The organism is Bifidobacterium sp. JNUCC 75, from assembly GCF_054819865.1.
Map to the genome: position 1 here is coordinate 542,476 of NZ_JBTHIF010000001.1, position 14,865 is coordinate 557,340.

Consider the following 14,865-nt stretch of genomic DNA (forward strand, 5'->3'; position numbering starts at 1 on the left):
GTCGGCAGCAAGCCGTCCAGCTTCAGGAATGTCCTCAGCACCGCCTTGGACGCTGTTCAGGGGTGTCTTTTGCCTGAATCAGTTTTTATCTCCGCCCTATCAGCGGTATCGGCCGCATCGGGCATGGGTCTTCGTGAGGACTTGCGCCGATCGGGGTTCTCGGGCCCGTCGTCCGGAGGCAGTTGGCACAGCCACTCCCCCACAGCTCCGGCCACCACATCGATCAGACAGACAAGGGAGGCCACCAGACACTCCTGCATGACCCGTGTGTAATAGGGCGCACCTGCATGACCCATGCTGATCAGCGCCTGACTGCCATACCAGCCCAACAGGGCAGCACAGGCAATGCCCAAGGCCTTGCTCATAATCAGCACGTTGACCGCGAAGCGCAAATCCATCTCCTTGCGGTCTCCCTTGGCATAGCGATGCACCTGGAAGGCCATGACCAGGATGGCCACCCCCAGAAGGAAGAGCAGCACGCTGACCAGCCAGGGAACCCCCATGAGATCCGTCCTGGTAGACATACCGAGTTCTGATATACCGGCACCTCCCATCAAACCCAGGATCAGGGCGACCAGGTAGTGCACGAGCGGGGTGCGGCGGGCCCTCATGACAACCCGTCCAGAATCCAGTCCTCCGAGACCAGGCTGATGCGATCACGGTCAGGAGCACGGTTGGACAGACTTGCCAGACAGGATCCGCCAGCCCCAGGCAGGCAGTGTTCAGGCTCCAAATAAGCCCAGGGAATCAAAATGCGCGATGGCGCATCAGCAGCCAGCAGAGGCGGATGGTTTTGCGAAGACAGAACCGAACCGTCCAAGGTCTCCACTTCCACTACATCGGCATCCAGTCCACCCATCTGTCTGATAGGAGCGGCCACCATGTCCAGGGCCGACCGCAGCTCCTCCAGACTCAGCGGTGTCTGCAGGATAACCACGGCCGATAGGCGCTGATCCCCCTGACCGTCCCGGTAGGCATATAGGGGCGAGATGCCAACCAGCTGACTGCCAGGGATCCCGTCCAGGGCTGCAAGAGCACGGAGCATGGTCAGCCGGTCGGTTCCCGATGCCCCTTCCAGCGCAATCACATCACGCATCAGGAGGCCTTGCGGTTGAGCGCCTTCAACAGTCGACTGACTGGACACCTCGTTATCATTCTCCAGATCTGAGGACAGGTCGTTCTGCGTAGAAGGGGTCACAGGATGACGCAATCGCGCCTGCGCGGCATGAACGGAATCGGCCTGACCAGACAACAGGAGCGAGGGATGCCCTAGAGCAGCATTCCCGGCGCCGCTGACTCGTCCAGACTCCAAGCTGCCAGGGTTGCCCTCCAACTGGTCGTCGGCAGCTCGCTCCAAGGTGATGCCCACCTGAAAATCGACCCCTGTTCCCTGGTCAGCGCCCAGACGGGTGACTGTGACGCGGGTGCGACGGATCTGGTGGGAGAGCAGGATGGAATCAGCTACCTTGGCGGTCAGAGATTCCAGAATCTCGTTAGCCGGCTCGTTTTGAATCAGGTTTACAATCCTACGGACAATCTGCACATAGTCCACAGTCTGTGTGCCGTCGTTGAGTCTGCCTGCCTCACTCAAATCCAGGTAGAGGACGGCATCGACCTGATAGCTGAACCCAGGCTTCTGCTGGTCATGCAGGGGTGCGACCTTGATGGAGCTCAGACGAATGGAATCCATGATGTACGCTCCTCCCTTGCCTTGGAACATTCACTGCCACACGGCCCGGGACCATATGCAAGGCACCGAGCCGGTGCAGAATTCAGTGCTGGTCCTCTGTGGACGGCCCGTTTACGCTGCGCCTGAGTGCCTCGGGAATCTCCACGGGGGGCTGCTCGGAGTCCGGCCGATCTGGTGCAGACAGCCAGAGCTGACGCTCCGGAGCCTTGCGCAAGCCAGCGAAGACCGCAGCCAACTCGTCCTTGTTCAGGGTCTCTTTGACCAGGAGCTGCCGAACCAGTTCGTCCAGCACGTCACGGTTCTCGGTGATGATACGCCAGGCCTCTTGGTGGGCAGTCTCGATGAGATTGTGGACTTCCTCATCGATGGCCTCGGCTGTCTTCTCCGAATAGTTGTGGGGCTTCAAGGCATCGAGCCCGGCATCCTGGTCGTTCTCGTCAGCCCACTTGATGGCGCCAAGCTTTGACGAGAACCCATACTGCAGGACCATCTGCCGGGCGATGCTGGTGGCCTTCTCAATGTCATTGGAAGCGCCGGTGGTTGGGTCATGGAAGACCACTTCTTCTGCCACTCGGCCGCCCATGGCGTAGGCCATCTGGTCCAGCAGCTCGTTGCGGGACTGTGAATAGCGATCTGTGGTAGGCATGACCGCGGTGTAGCCCAAGGCGCGTCCACGCGGCAGAATGGTCACCTTGGTAACCGGGTCAGTGTGGTGCAGGGCCGCAGCCACCATGGCGTGGCCGCCCTCGTGATAGGCAGTGTTGCGCATCTCGGCCAGAGCCATGCCCTTGGTCCGCCGCCGAGGTCCGCTGAGCACACGGTCGATGGCTTCGTCGATGGCCCGATTGTCGATCAGCTGGGCATCCGAACGCGCAGTCAGCAGGGCAGCCTCATTGAGCACGTTGGCCAGGTCGGCGCCGGTAAAGCCGGGCGTACGCACAGCCACAGTGTGCAGGTCCACATCCGGCACAAAGGGCTTGCCCTTGGCGTGGACCTTGAGGATGGCCTCACGGCCCTCGAGGTCTGGGGCCTCCACAGCCACCTGACGGTCGAACCGGCCGGGCCGGAGCAGGGCCGGATCCAGAATGTCGGGGCGGTTGGTGGCTGCAATGATGATCAGGTTGGTGTCGTTGTCAAAGCCGTCCATCTCGACCAGCAGCTGATTCAAGGTCTGCTCGCGCTCGTCGTGGCCGCCGCTCATGCCGGAGCCGCGCTTGCCGCCCACGGCATCGATCTCGTCGATGAAAATAATGGCCGGTGCATTCTTCTTGGCCTCGTCGAACAGGTCACGCACTCGGGAGGCGCCCAGACCGACGAACATCTCGACAAAGTCGGAGCCTGCCATGGAGTAGAAGGGCACGCTGGCCTCGCCGGCGATGGCCCTGGCCAGCAGGGTCTTGCCGGTTCCAGGAGGACCATAGAGCAGGACGCCACGGGGTATGCGGGCGCCCAGAGCCTTGTACTTGGAGGGATCCTTGAGGAACTCCTTGATCTCCTCCACCTCCTGGACAGCGGCTTCCTCGCCGGCCACATCCGAGAACTTGGTCTTGGGGGTCTGCCCGTCGTTGAGCCGGGCGGAGTTCTTCTTGCCGCCCATGCCGAACATGCCGCCACCGGCCGCCGAAGACATTCGCGAGAGCAGGAACCAGAAGACTCCCAGAATGATCAGCATGGGCAGGATGGACGAGATCAGGTAGCTCATCATGCTGGTCTGCGGCACCACCGAGTTGTACCCCTCGGAGGGCTTGGCCTTCTCTACGGCCTTGACGACCTGCTCCCCCTGGGCCTCCACGTAATAGAACTGCACGTCCTTGCCGAAGTTCTTGGAGGTGCGGTTGCCGCGGAAGCCAGGTACATCCTTGACGAAGTCGCTATTGAGCTTGAGCTCGACGACCTGCATCTTCTCGGTGATCTCGGCTTTCTTGACCATGCTGCTGCGGTCGTTCAGCAGCTCCAGGCCATCCTGGGTGTCGATGGTCTGGGCGCCGTTCTGGCTGCTGAAGAAGCCAAAGATGGCCAGGATGATGACCACAGCCAGAATCCCCCAGAGCCAAGGGGAACGCCAGAAGGAGCGGTTGCCCCCGTTGGGACCAGAACCGTTGTTGCCTAGGTTGAAGTTGAAGGGGTTGTTCCCCTTGTCACCGTTGTCCCTGCCTCCGTTGGGCGGACCCTGCTGCGGTCCCTGCGAGTAGCTCATGACTGCTCCCCCTGATCCTGATGATCCTGTTCCTGGGTCGGGTCCATGTATTCCTCGGACCTGAGTACGGCTATCGAGTCAAGATTACGGTACTGCTCGTCGTAATCCAGCCCAAAGCCCACAACGAATTCGTCGGGTATGGCGAACCCCGGATACTTGACATCCACCTCGACCTCGTGTCGCGAGGTCTTGTCCAGCAGAGTGAAGATCTCCACCGATGCAGCTCCCCGCTCCTTGAGATGCTCAACCAACCAATGCAAGGTGTAGCCGGAATCGATAATATCCTCAACGATCAGAATATGCCGTCCGCGCACATCGCAGTCCAAATCCATTCTGATATCCAGGTCCCCCTTGGAAACACTGGTCTTGCCGGCCGGATAGCTGGAAATGCTCATGAACTCGATCTGAACCGGAATGGTGACAGCCTGTGAGAGGGCGGCAAGCGTGTTGAAAGCCCCCTTGAGCACGGCCAGCATGATTGGGTTCTTGCCCTGGTAATCCCGGCTGATCTGCTCAGCCGTCCGATTGATCAGCTCCTCTATCCGTTCCTTGGACACCAGTTCATGGTCGATATGGGATTGAATATCAGCGATGCGCATGGTCTCCATCATTGCATATGAGAATGACTTGACCCTTACGGATTGCTGTATGAGAGCTGGGAAAGCGTGGGCCCTGCTGGCCGTGCCATCGGCAGACCAAATCATCCAAGGCCCGGACCTGCACGGCCGTGAACCTTATTCCCAGCTTGGTCAACACCTGAGCCAGCAGACGGGTACGCAGAGCCGGGTGACAGTCGGCCAATCCGCGGGCATCCAAGCAGACCAGAACCCCTTCGGCCTTTTGGCCCGAGTCAGGGCTCGCAACCAGCCGCTGGTAGAGTCCATCCACCTGGGAGTCCAGGTAATCCTGATCCAAACGGGCCATATCCGCACCCAGAGCAAGGCGACGGACCATGTCCCGGCCAGCGAAGCGATTCAAGGCAGGCAGCAGGTCATGACGGATCCGCGAGCGCAACGGCAGCGTCTCGGGAAGCGTACAATCGGCTGGCTGATCGTCGCCGTTGGTGGGGTCGTCCCACCAGTCGATCCCCTGCTGGCGGCAAATGGCTGTGGTATCTTTCCGGTCCAGGTCCAGGAACGGCCGCAGGTAACGCATTCCTTCACGCTCTATATGCCGAGCCATCCCGGTGATGGCCTCCAGCCCCTGGGAGCGAATCAGGCCAATCAGCACTGTCTCAGCCTGATCATCACGGGTGTGCGCCAGGAGGACAGCCTTGGCGCCCAACTCAAGGGCCTGCCCGGAGAGGGCCTGGTAACGGGCTGCACGGGCATCGGCCTCAGGACCAGCCGAAGTGACGGGTACATCCACTTTGGTGACGCGGACCGGATCCAATCCCAACTCCCGGCAGGTTCCAGCCGCGCACTCGGCAACCCGATCCGAATCAGGCACCAGACCGTGATCAATCAGCAAAGCCCCGCACCGCAGACCGGTCATATCGGCCACCAAATGGGCCACGGAGGCCAGGGCCAGGGAATCCCGGCCTCCAGAACAGGCCACCAGGACCAGTGGAGCATCCGAATCGGGCCGGTGCACCCCGTGATGGGTGAACCGCCGATCCTGCAGGCCCAGGCCCTCCCGGTCCAGGGTCGAACGCAGGAGCCCCACCGCCTTTTTCATCTCCGCTGAATAGACCATGGTCCAGGCGTCCTCCCGTTCAGAGCCGATCCAGGGATCCGACCAAGGTGTCCACAGCCTGCTGGGCAGCAGCCACATCCTCGGGATCGTTGACGACTACAGCAAAGACCAGAACACCGCCTGAGCGTCGAATCACATTGCCTGCCAGTGAAGTCACCTGATCCAAGGTACCGGTCTTGACCCGGATCAGCCCGTCGGCCTGATTGTCGATTTCGCGTCTGGCTGCCGTGCCGGTCAGCCCCACCACCGACAGACCCTTGACCAGGGGGGTCAGCCCCTTCTCGGACAGGGCCAGCTGCTGAACATCCACCAAGGTTCCCACCTTTAGGCTCGAGCCAGGGGTCAGCCCCGAACAGTCGGCCATGTTGAGGCCCGCAGTGTCCACACCCAGCTTGTTCAGCGTGCTGGTCACGGCTTTCACAGCCCCGGCTGGGCTGTTGGGCATGTCCAGGGCCAAGGCGGTCAGGCGGCCGAAAAGCTCAGCCAGGCTGTTGTCGGAATTGCGCAGCATCAGCGACATGATCTCGCTGAGCCGTGCCGAGCTGATACGGGCCAGAACCTTGCCCTGGGCATGGTCGATCCTGTTTGGCTCCTGCGCATTGTCCACCTGAATCCCGGACTCCATCAGGCGACTGGCAAAGACCGCTGCAGCAGCCCCTGCCGGATTTTGAACCCTGGGCAGGTAGACACCGCCTGCATCTGGATAGGCAACAGGCTCGGCCTGTCCCTGCCTGGCCTCATCCACGGCCATAGCGACAGGCTCCTGGAAGTAGATTCCATCAGCATTGTTTTCTTCGATTCCCTTCGGCGCCCGATCGTCGCCGAAAAGCGTGTCCTGGTAAGCCAAGGTCACTCGGCCGACCCCCTGCTTGTGCAGGGCCTGGGCCGTCTTCACGGCCAGAGTTCCCAGTCCTGCCCGGCCGTTGACGTGCAGGGGATCGTCCTTGCCGGCGCCTAGCAGCATATCGCCGTGACCGCGTAGGGTCAGCGTCGCCTGTGAGGAGGAAGAGGAATTCAGAACCGCCTCAGTATCCAGCTGGGAGGACATATCCAGAACGGAAGCGGCTGCGGCTGCGGTCAAGGTCTTCATGGTGGAGGCCGGCTGGCGTGCCTGGTCGGCGTTCTTCTGAGCAAGCACCCGTCCGTCAGCCTGTCGCACAACCAGCGAGTATGCATTGCCTATGCCCGGTGTGTCAGTGAAAGCGTTGACCAGCTGCTGGACCTGACCGGCATCCACCGCGGACCCGGGCTTGTTGGCGGTGAAGGTCGGCGGTTCGCCCATCATGACAGCAGGGGGGACCGAAGAATGACTGGTCTTGGACAAAGTCAGCGGCCCGGGCACCAGGTCAGCCAGATCCATGCAAGCATAGCCGACGACCAGTATGACAGCCACAAGCATGGCCAAGGCCACCCGCCAGCGTCGCTTGATCTGACGACGGCGTGTCATGCGCTGCTGATGTCTGTCACCCAATTGCTCTCTCCCGGACTTGCATTCGCCAACCAAATTCGGCTCGGTTCGGTCGGCATCATCCAACTAGCCTAGTACTGGTCCTGTCGCTGTCTCAGGACTGCAGAGAGGCATAGCGATCCAGAGTCAGCAGAATGGCCGACTGACGACGATCGAAGATCCGAGACCCTAAAGCTACACCTACGGCAAGCACAACCAGGCCGTTCGCCAGTGCGACCGGCACAGGCAGCCAGAGCGGAAGAACCCCGCCCGTGGTCATGGCCAGCAATGTCACCAAGAATGTGGGCAGCATGATCACCAGGCTAGCCAGCAACTGCAGTATTGGCAGGAAGCCTTGGGCAACAGCACGTCCCTGCGGTGAGGTGAAGGGCTGGTCCATAGAAGGTACCGGATAGATCAGCAGGGCCGAGAAAATCTGGGCAACTCCCAGCCCAGACAGGAGCAATCCTACGGTCACAGCCAGCATATCCAAGGAGATGATCAGATCTCGCCCGCCCTTCATTGCCCCGGAAAGTGTCAAAGTCACCAACCCAAGCAGGAGCATGCAGGGCAGAGCTACACTCAGATGGCTGCGGACACGGGACTGCCGGTCCTCACGACCCTTCACTCCCGACGCTATCTCCATACGCAGTGCGAGCCCATCGTAGGCCAAGGCGTTGCCCTCGGGAATCTCCAGCATCAGGGCGCCCAAGATCGGTCCCAACCATAGCAACATGGGCATCTGGCGGAAGATCACCGCGTATAGAATCACCACGACAAGCAGAAGCGGATAGCTGGCAAGCTTGCGGGGATCCTGACGAAGATAAATCAGCAATCGCGCGGCCATGGCATCCACAGTGTCCCGGGACCGGCCCAGCATCCCCAGCCCCTTGGGTGCACCCGACCGTTCAGCCCTCGCCCCGGCGTACAAACGGTCATGACGCAGACACAGCATGCCGATCATGAAACAGAGAGCCAGGGTGGCCAGCTCCATACACAGCCGTCCGAGCAGAGCCCACCATGATCCCGAAAGGAAATCCTCCGGCAGGCGGACAGCGGCACCCAGTGGCGTCCAGGCCAGTATGTCGGCCGCGGACTTGAGGGAGTCAGTGTCGACTGCCATGCCATCCATAATCCCGCTGTCCAGCAGAGAGGGCAGCAGACACAAAAGCATGATCACCACGGTGACCAGCAGATAGAGCCCGGATCGGGAGCGCTGAGAAACCATCAAGGTACCGACCAGGTCCAAAACAGCCCGGGACAGGGCCAGCATCACCATGACAGCCAGGAGGGCCGCGACCAAAGCCACGATCGCGGCTCCGACACCCATGCGTGCATAGATGGCCGTCAGGGACAGGAAGCAGACGAGGCCAGTCAATCCCGTAGGCCCAGTCAGCCCGGCCAGGTAGAGCCCCACTTGCAGCTGGCTGTCAGGAATCCCGTAAAGGACGAATCGCGAGGGGCCCAGGATCGACCCCTGGCCCAGGAAGGCCAGTTGAATCAGGACCACTCCCAGAGTCAGCCCGACCAGGAACAGGACCAATAAGGTTCCCATACGCTGCCGGTTGCCCGAACCGGCACTGGGCAACCAGCCTCCCAGTGTCAGTGAAGCCTGCCATGAAGCCAGGCAGATGCCTATGACCATGAGCAGACTGATGATGGCTCCGACCATCTGCCAGGAAGAGTGCTTGATCGTGCTCCAGGTAATGGACCAACGCATGGCGATGATGGTGGATGCCGTGCTCATTCCGCCTCCCGGTCTTCCTCAGATCCGGAGCCGTTCAGCCAAGCGATTCGCTTAGCCTGGTGACGGCCGCCGACTAGCTCCAGGAAGCGATCCTCCAGATCCTCGCCTGCAGCGACCTGGGCCACCGTGCCATCAGCCCGAACCAGACCATGGTCGATGATGGCCACATGGGTGCACATCCGCTCCACCAGAGCCATGACGTGCGAGGAAATGACCACTGTTCCCCCGGTATCGACATACTCGGCCAGGATGTCCTTGAGATTGGCGCTTGAGACTGGGTCAACCGATTCGAACGGCTCATCCAGCACCAGGAGTCTAGGAGAATGAATCATGGCTGTGGCCAGGCAGATCTTCTTGGCCATGCCCGATGAATAATCACAGACCCGCTTGCCGCCGGCATCAGTCAGATCGAAGGCCTCCAGCAGGTCCCTGGCCCGGCCCAGCGCCTCACTACGCGGCATCCGTCTAAGCATGCCCGAATAGACCAGCAATTGCAGACCTGTCAGCCTGTCGAAGATCTGATCACCCTGGGGCATGACGCCGATGATCCGCTTGGCCGTATCCACGTCCGACCATACGTCCCTGCCCAGAATCATGACATTGCCGGAGTCCGGCACCAGAAGTCCGGTCATCATATTCAGCGTGGTGGTCTTCCCTGCACCATTGGGGCCGACTATCCCATAGAAGGACCCCTTGGGAATGTCCAGAGAGAGGGCGTTGACAGCAGGCCGACCCTGGTAGCACTTGACCAGGGCGCGAATAGAAACCGCTGCCTGCGGATCCGGCGGAGGGACCACTGCCGTCTGGGCGGTCATGCTGGTTGCTTGCACTTCATCGGACATGGCCTTAAGTCTACTAACAAGTCACTACCTCGCTGCCGATTGAGGGCAACAGACCTCAATGCCCTGAGTGCTCGATGGGTTTCCATCCCGGATTGGCGAAAATGGCCTGGAAGGAGATTGGCACGTAGCTGAGCATGAAGATGGGGAAACTCAGGCAGTAGGCGAAAAGCTCCTTGTTGGATGCGCCGATCTTGTCGCGCTCGGCCAGCACGGTAAGGGCAGCCAGGCCCATCATGGCCAGGAGGCCCAGAATCCCGGCTGCAATGCCATCCACCAGGGTGGTCATCTGGCTGGCCCAAGTCACGAAACCCAGAGCCGGGAAGAGCAGACCGAAGAAGCAGCGGACCAGCCCCAAAACTGTCAAGGGGCAGATCAGGATGGTCAGGTCAACGGCCGAGAAATCACGTTCGCGGAAGGCCCGGGAAATCAGAGCAGGCCCGTAGTAGCGGAAGACCTGAAGGAAGCCCTTGCTCCAGCGCAGCCGTTGCCGCCAGCTCTGCTTGAAGGTGACCGGCTGCTCGTCATAGAGGATGGCGGTGCCGCAATAGCCGATGCGCTCGCCGTGCAGAACCGAGTCCATGGTGAACTCCAGGTCCTCGGTCAGCAGGTGGAACTTCCAGCCGTTGTTGCGCTCCATAACCTCTCTGGAGAACATGAACCCGGTGCCGCCCACGTGGCAGCTGGAGCCGATGACCATCCTTGAGGTGTTGAGGAACCGGGATTCACGGATGAACCATAGGGCCGAACCCGAGGAAACCCAGTTATCCGCAAAGTTGACCGAGTTCCGGTAGCTGGTCAGTATGCGGAAGCCGGATTGGAAAGCCTTGTTCATTTCCTCGATGTAGTGGCGGTCCAGAATGTTGTCCGCATCAAAGACGAAGTAGGCATCATAGTAGGAGTCAAGACCCCGATCGAGTATCTGCTCCAGCAGAAAGGTCAGAGCGTAGCCCTTGCCCACCCGGTCCGGGTCCTGCCGCTCGACTACATGGCAGCCGAGGGATCTGGCCAGTCCGGCGGTGTTGTCGGTGCAGTTGTCGGCCACCAGCCATATGTCGACCATGGAGATTGGGTAGGTCTGCTCCTTGATGGAGTTGATCAGATGACCGACGACATGCTCCTCGTTGCGAGCGGAAATAAGGACGGCGAACCGCTTGTCAAAAGGAGCATCGGGAAAGACCACCGGCTTGGAGACAAAGGAGATGACGATGCAGATGGCCTGGTAGACGATGCCCACCCCGCCCAGCAGCATCATCAGTACGTCCAATACCTTGAGCAGGGCCATCAGCGCCACTCCTTGCGGGGGTTGTCCTCCCCCTCGGAGGCCTCGTCCCCGGTCTCGGTACCCTTGAGCGGCCTGTGCTTTACCGGGGCCGAGGCGGACTTGGGTATAGGCACCGTAGCCGACTCATCCAGATCTTTGGCCGTCGGCGAGGATGTCGGGTAAAGCTGGCTGGCAATGGTCATGACAGGGTCGTCCACTCGAACCCTGGCGCTGGTCCCCTTGGCGGACCGGCTGCCCACGTGGCTGGCCACCGGCTGGACCACGTGCTCGTTGAATGCCTCGACACCTTCGACCACCTTGGACTTGCCGACCGGCTTGGGATCCTGCATGAGCGGAGAATCAATCAGCTCGTAATGCTTGACCGAAGCCGAGAAGATGGCCTGGAAGCTGGCCGCCAGAGGCAGGGCCAGGAAGGCGCCCAGGGCACCGAAGACCGCGCCCAGTGCCAGTACGGACAGGAAGGCGATGGCAGGGTTGAGGTCCATGGTCCGCTGGGAGATCTTGGGGGCCAGAATCATGTTTTCGATCTGCTGGTAGATGATGATGTAAACCAGCACAATCACAGCCACCAGTAGTCCACGGCTCCCCCAGGCCACCACTATGGGGACGGCCCCGCCTATGTAGGTGCCGATGGTAGGCACGAACTGGGATACCAGCCCGCAGAAGAGGGCCAGCGGCAACCAGTAGGGCACCTTGAGAATGACCAGGAAGACCGACATGCAGGCTGCGGAGATGAGCGCCAGAATGGTCCTGCTGAACAGGAAGCTGGAGATCTGGTCCTGGGCGATGGTCCAGACGAAGAGGAAACGACGCTGGCTCCTGGGTGCCAGCCACTGACAGAGGCTGCGGCGCAGCTTGGGGCCTGCTGCGGAGATGTAGTAGATGACCAGCAGGACGGTCATGATATTGATGAAGGACCCTGCCAGCCCCACGGTGGTGGTCAAAGCCTGCCCCGCGAAGTCCGTCACCCAGGATGTCTGGATATTCTTGACGATCTCCCCGCCCAAATCCTGCATGGCCGGCAGGTGCCAAGGGGTGCGGCTGGCGATGAATTCCGCCACCTGCTCATAGAGGGCCGGCAGCCCGTTGGCCATGCCGATGACCTGCTGGACCAGCAGATTGCCGAACATACCCAAGAGGACGATCACAATAATAATCAGACCTATCAGGGTGACCGCCGAGGCCGCTCCTCGCCGCCAGCCATGCTTGACCAGCCTGAGCACCAGGGGCTCCATGGCCAGGGAGACGAAGATGGCGATCACCACGTCCAAGACCAGGAATTCGATCTTCCACCAGGAGGAGTAGGCGAACCAGGCCAGGAAGACGGCTATGACCACGTAGAGTAGGGCGCGGCCGAACCATTCCGGAGGTCGGCGTGGATCCCCCTTGGGCGGGAAGACCGTCGCGAAATCGAAGCGCTGCTTTTGCTCGTTGGCCATATGTTCCATTATCCCAAGATGGCTGACATGGCGGGCTATTGAGCGCAGGTTGAGCCGACGGTGTATCCGGGCACACGTATCCTGAGGGGTATGTTGACCGTTTCCATAGTCATACCCGCCTGGAATGAGGAAGAACGCATTGAAGACTGCCTACTGAACGCCACCAGGCAGAGCCAGGCACCCAAGGAGGTGCTGGTAGTCGACAACCACTCTACGGACGCAACGGCCTCCATCGTCCAGCAATTCATCGACCAGCACCCTGACCAGCATGTCAAGCTTCTCCATCAGGACAGCGAGCAAGGGTTGATTCCCACCCGCAATTACGGACTTGACCGGGCAACCGGCGACGTACTGGGCCGAATCGATGCGGACTGCATGCTGCGACCGAACTGGGTCGAGGTGGTCTCCGGCGTCTTCACCCGTGATCCAAAAGCCATGGGCGCCACAGGACCAGTGGCCTATTATGACATGCCGGGCAAGAAGATCGGGCTCAAGGGCGACAACACCATCCGCCGGGCCATCTACCGGGCCGACGACGGGCAATACCTGCTATACGGATCCAACATGGCTCTGCGCGCCACGGCCTGGCGGGCCATACGCAACCAGGTCTGCAGGGACAAAGAGGACATCATGCATGAGGATGTCGATATCTCCCTGCACCTGATCGACCAGGGGTTCAAGACGGTCTACTGCAAGGACATGAACGTGGGCATCAGCGCCCGCCGCATGGACACCTCCTTCACATCCTTCCGCCACTACATGCAACGCTTCAAGAACACCTTCGACGCCCACCCGCAGCACACCAGGGAGCAGAAGCCCGAGCACACCCTCTACGCTATCTACCCGATCCTGCGAGCCTTCTACCCCGTCTACCAGAAGTACCTGGAATCCGCCGATATCAACCCTGCGGAACGTGTCTGGATCCGCGAGCAGATGGAACTCTTCCACCGTCGCGACCAGGAACTGGGTTCGGACGACGACCGGTGAAGCCAGTCCTTATATCCTCTGAGCAGACTAGGATTTGCAATGATTGAATCCTCTTTGGGCCGATGCTTCCCCCTGTAGCAAAGATAAAAGAGGAATTACTGAGGAGTTGAGATAATGCCGATTCTGACCGCTGACGATTCACGGATAGACGCATATGAGGATTATGTAAGAAAGGCACCTTTCACCTCCGTAACACAGTCCGTTGAGTGGGGCAGGATCAAGAACAACTGGGGCAGTTTTTACGTTTATCTGGGCCCCATTGAGAGCCCGAGAGCAGCCATGTCGGTTCTGACCATCGACGGCTTCGCATACGCCACCAAGGGTCCGGTAGGCGACCGCTTCGACGTAGATACCCTCAATGCCCTCGTTGAGGAGGCCATGCCGGAGCTGGAGGCCCGGAACTGCTTCCTCCTCCGCCTGGATCCTGAAGTCCCCTTCGACGACGATCTCAACGCCAGGCTCAAGGCTGACGGTTACGTGATGCGCAACAGAAACCTCCCCAAGGAGGAGGCCCATGCCACCACCCAGCCCCGCTTCAATGTGGTCCTCGACATTGACGGCGTAGATCCGGATGACCTGATCATGACCTTCCATTCCAAGACCCGCTACAACATCCGTTTGGCTGGACGCAAGGGGGTAAAGGTGGAGCGTGACGAGACTCAGGAGGCCATGGACGAGTTCTACCACACCTATGAGGTGATGAGCCAACGCCATGGCATCGCCTACCGCCCCAAGGCCTACTTCGACAGAATGGTCCAGAACTGCGCCGGCAAGGGAATTCTGGGCATTTACCTGGCCCGCGTTGATTCCCAGGCGATCGCCGGTGCCCTCAACTTCGAGTTCGGCGACAAGTCGTGGTACATGTATGGAGGCAGCCTTAACATCATGCGCAACTACATGGCACCTTACCTGGTTCAGTGGGCGCAGATCGAACACGCGATTGCCAGCGGCAAGAAGCGCTATGACTTCGGCGGCATATTCGGCTTTGACGACAGTGACGGCCTCTACAAATTCAAGAGAGGGTTCACCCATAACAACGAGTGGGTCGAGTATATAGGCGAAATCGACAAGGTTCTCGATCAGGAACGGTACCAGGCCTTTATCAAGAAGTAGGCCAGGCGGCCAGGCGACACACTGCCCGGGACCTCACTCGAGCCGACCTGCGACAGGTCGGCATTTGCCATGGTCCAGGGGTATCGAGTACCATGGCTTCGTTCGCCCCCGTCGTCTAACGGTTAGGACACCAGACTTTCAATCTGACAGCGAGAGTTCGACTCTCTCCGGGGGTACCGGTTTGCTCCTGTCGCCATCATTGTGATTCGGCAGGAGCCTTTTGTTTTCAACGGGTCGCACCTGCCGGCGATGTGGCGTGCCAGGAGCGTCGAGGTCAGTGCTGCCACCAACGATGCACCTTTGCCTTCGTTTGTGTTCGTGTCGTCGTTGTTGACGATGTCGTACAGCGTGTCGTCGAGCAGTTCGGCCGGAGGCATGCCGAGGGTGACGGCCGCGGCCGCGATGGCGTTGAGGTCCCATGCGGCG

At 60.3% G+C, this 14,865-nt stretch carries 12 protein-coding genes and 1 tRNA gene; 3 read left to right on the top strand and 10 right to left on the bottom strand.

What is annotated here, in order from left to right; translation table 11 throughout:
* Positions 1-56: 56 nt before the first annotated feature.
* From ACVWNW_RS02265 to ACVWNW_RS02310, 10 genes are all read right to left on the bottom strand, one after another.
* Positions 57-611, bottom strand: a complete 555-nt coding sequence (locus ACVWNW_RS02265) for a DUF3180 domain-containing protein (RefSeq protein WP_454482801.1) — start codon at positions 609-611, stop codon at positions 57-59.
* Complete coding sequence (locus ACVWNW_RS02270; protein ID WP_454482803.1) at positions 608-1,690, bottom strand: dihydroneopterin aldolase; 1,083 nt, start codon at positions 1,688-1,690, stop codon at positions 608-610. The genes ACVWNW_RS02265 and ACVWNW_RS02270 overlap by 4 nt, the downstream gene beginning before the upstream one ends.
* Before the next feature lie 82 nt (positions 1,691-1,772).
* Positions 1,773-3,887, bottom strand: a complete 2,115-nt coding sequence (ftsH, locus tag ACVWNW_RS02275; protein WP_198191070.1) for an ATP-dependent zinc metalloprotease FtsH — start codon at positions 3,885-3,887, stop codon at positions 1,773-1,775.
* Complete coding sequence (gene hpt, locus ACVWNW_RS02280) at positions 3,884-4,486, bottom strand: hypoxanthine phosphoribosyltransferase (protein ID WP_110425672.1); 603 nt, start codon at positions 4,484-4,486, stop codon at positions 3,884-3,886. Before hpt ends, ftsH begins: the two co-directional genes overlap by 4 nt.
* A complete protein-coding gene (gene tilS / locus ACVWNW_RS02285) occupies positions 4,473-5,582 on the bottom strand; it encodes a tRNA lysidine(34) synthetase TilS (RefSeq protein ID WP_454482805.1) in 1,110 nt (369 codons plus the stop codon). The genes hpt and tilS overlap by 14 nt, the downstream gene beginning before the upstream one ends.
* A 19-nt stretch (positions 5,583-5,601) precedes the next feature.
* Positions 5,602-7,029: a D-alanyl-D-alanine carboxypeptidase/D-alanyl-D-alanine endopeptidase gene (gene dacB / locus ACVWNW_RS02290; RefSeq protein ID WP_454482807.1), complete on the bottom strand. Its 1,428-nt coding sequence runs from the start codon at positions 7,027-7,029 to the stop codon at positions 5,602-5,604.
* Between the two features lie 115 nt (positions 7,030-7,144).
* Positions 7,145-8,776 carry a hypothetical protein gene (locus ACVWNW_RS02295; protein WP_313840686.1) on the bottom strand — a complete coding sequence of 544 codons (1,632 nt, stop codon included), beginning with the start codon at positions 8,774-8,776 and terminating at the stop codon, positions 7,145-7,147.
* On the bottom strand, positions 8,773-9,618 hold the full coding sequence (locus tag ACVWNW_RS02300; RefSeq protein WP_144177528.1) for an ABC transporter ATP-binding protein: 846 nt from the start codon (positions 9,616-9,618) through the stop codon (positions 8,773-8,775). Before ACVWNW_RS02300 ends, ACVWNW_RS02295 begins: the two co-directional genes overlap by 4 nt.
* Before the next feature lie 55 nt (positions 9,619-9,673).
* Positions 9,674-10,900: a glycosyltransferase family 2 protein gene (locus tag ACVWNW_RS02305; protein WP_110425676.1), complete on the bottom strand. Its 1,227-nt coding sequence runs from the start codon at positions 10,898-10,900 to the stop codon at positions 9,674-9,676.
* A complete protein-coding gene (locus ACVWNW_RS02310; RefSeq protein ID WP_198230184.1) occupies positions 10,900-12,339 on the bottom strand; it encodes an AI-2E family transporter in 1,440 nt (479 codons plus the stop codon). Before ACVWNW_RS02310 ends, ACVWNW_RS02305 begins: the two co-directional genes overlap by 1 nt.
* Positions 12,340-12,429: 90 nt before the next feature.
* Between ACVWNW_RS02310 and ACVWNW_RS02315 the strand changes: the two genes are divergently transcribed.
* The 3 genes from ACVWNW_RS02315 (at position 12,430) to ACVWNW_RS02325 (ending at position 14,615) form a co-directional block, all read left to right on the top strand.
* Positions 12,430-13,326: a glycosyltransferase family 2 protein gene (locus ACVWNW_RS02315; RefSeq protein ID WP_110425678.1), complete on the top strand. Its 897-nt coding sequence runs from the start codon at positions 12,430-12,432 to the stop codon at positions 13,324-13,326.
* A gap of 114 nt (positions 13,327-13,440) precedes the next feature.
* A complete protein-coding gene (locus ACVWNW_RS02320; RefSeq protein ID WP_454482811.1) occupies positions 13,441-14,439 on the top strand; it encodes a lipid II:glycine glycyltransferase FemX in 999 nt (332 codons plus the stop codon).
* Positions 14,440-14,543: 104 nt separating this feature from the next.
* A tRNA-Glu gene (locus ACVWNW_RS02325) sits at positions 14,544-14,615 on the top strand.
* The last annotated feature ends 250 nt before the right edge of the window (positions 14,616-14,865 follow it).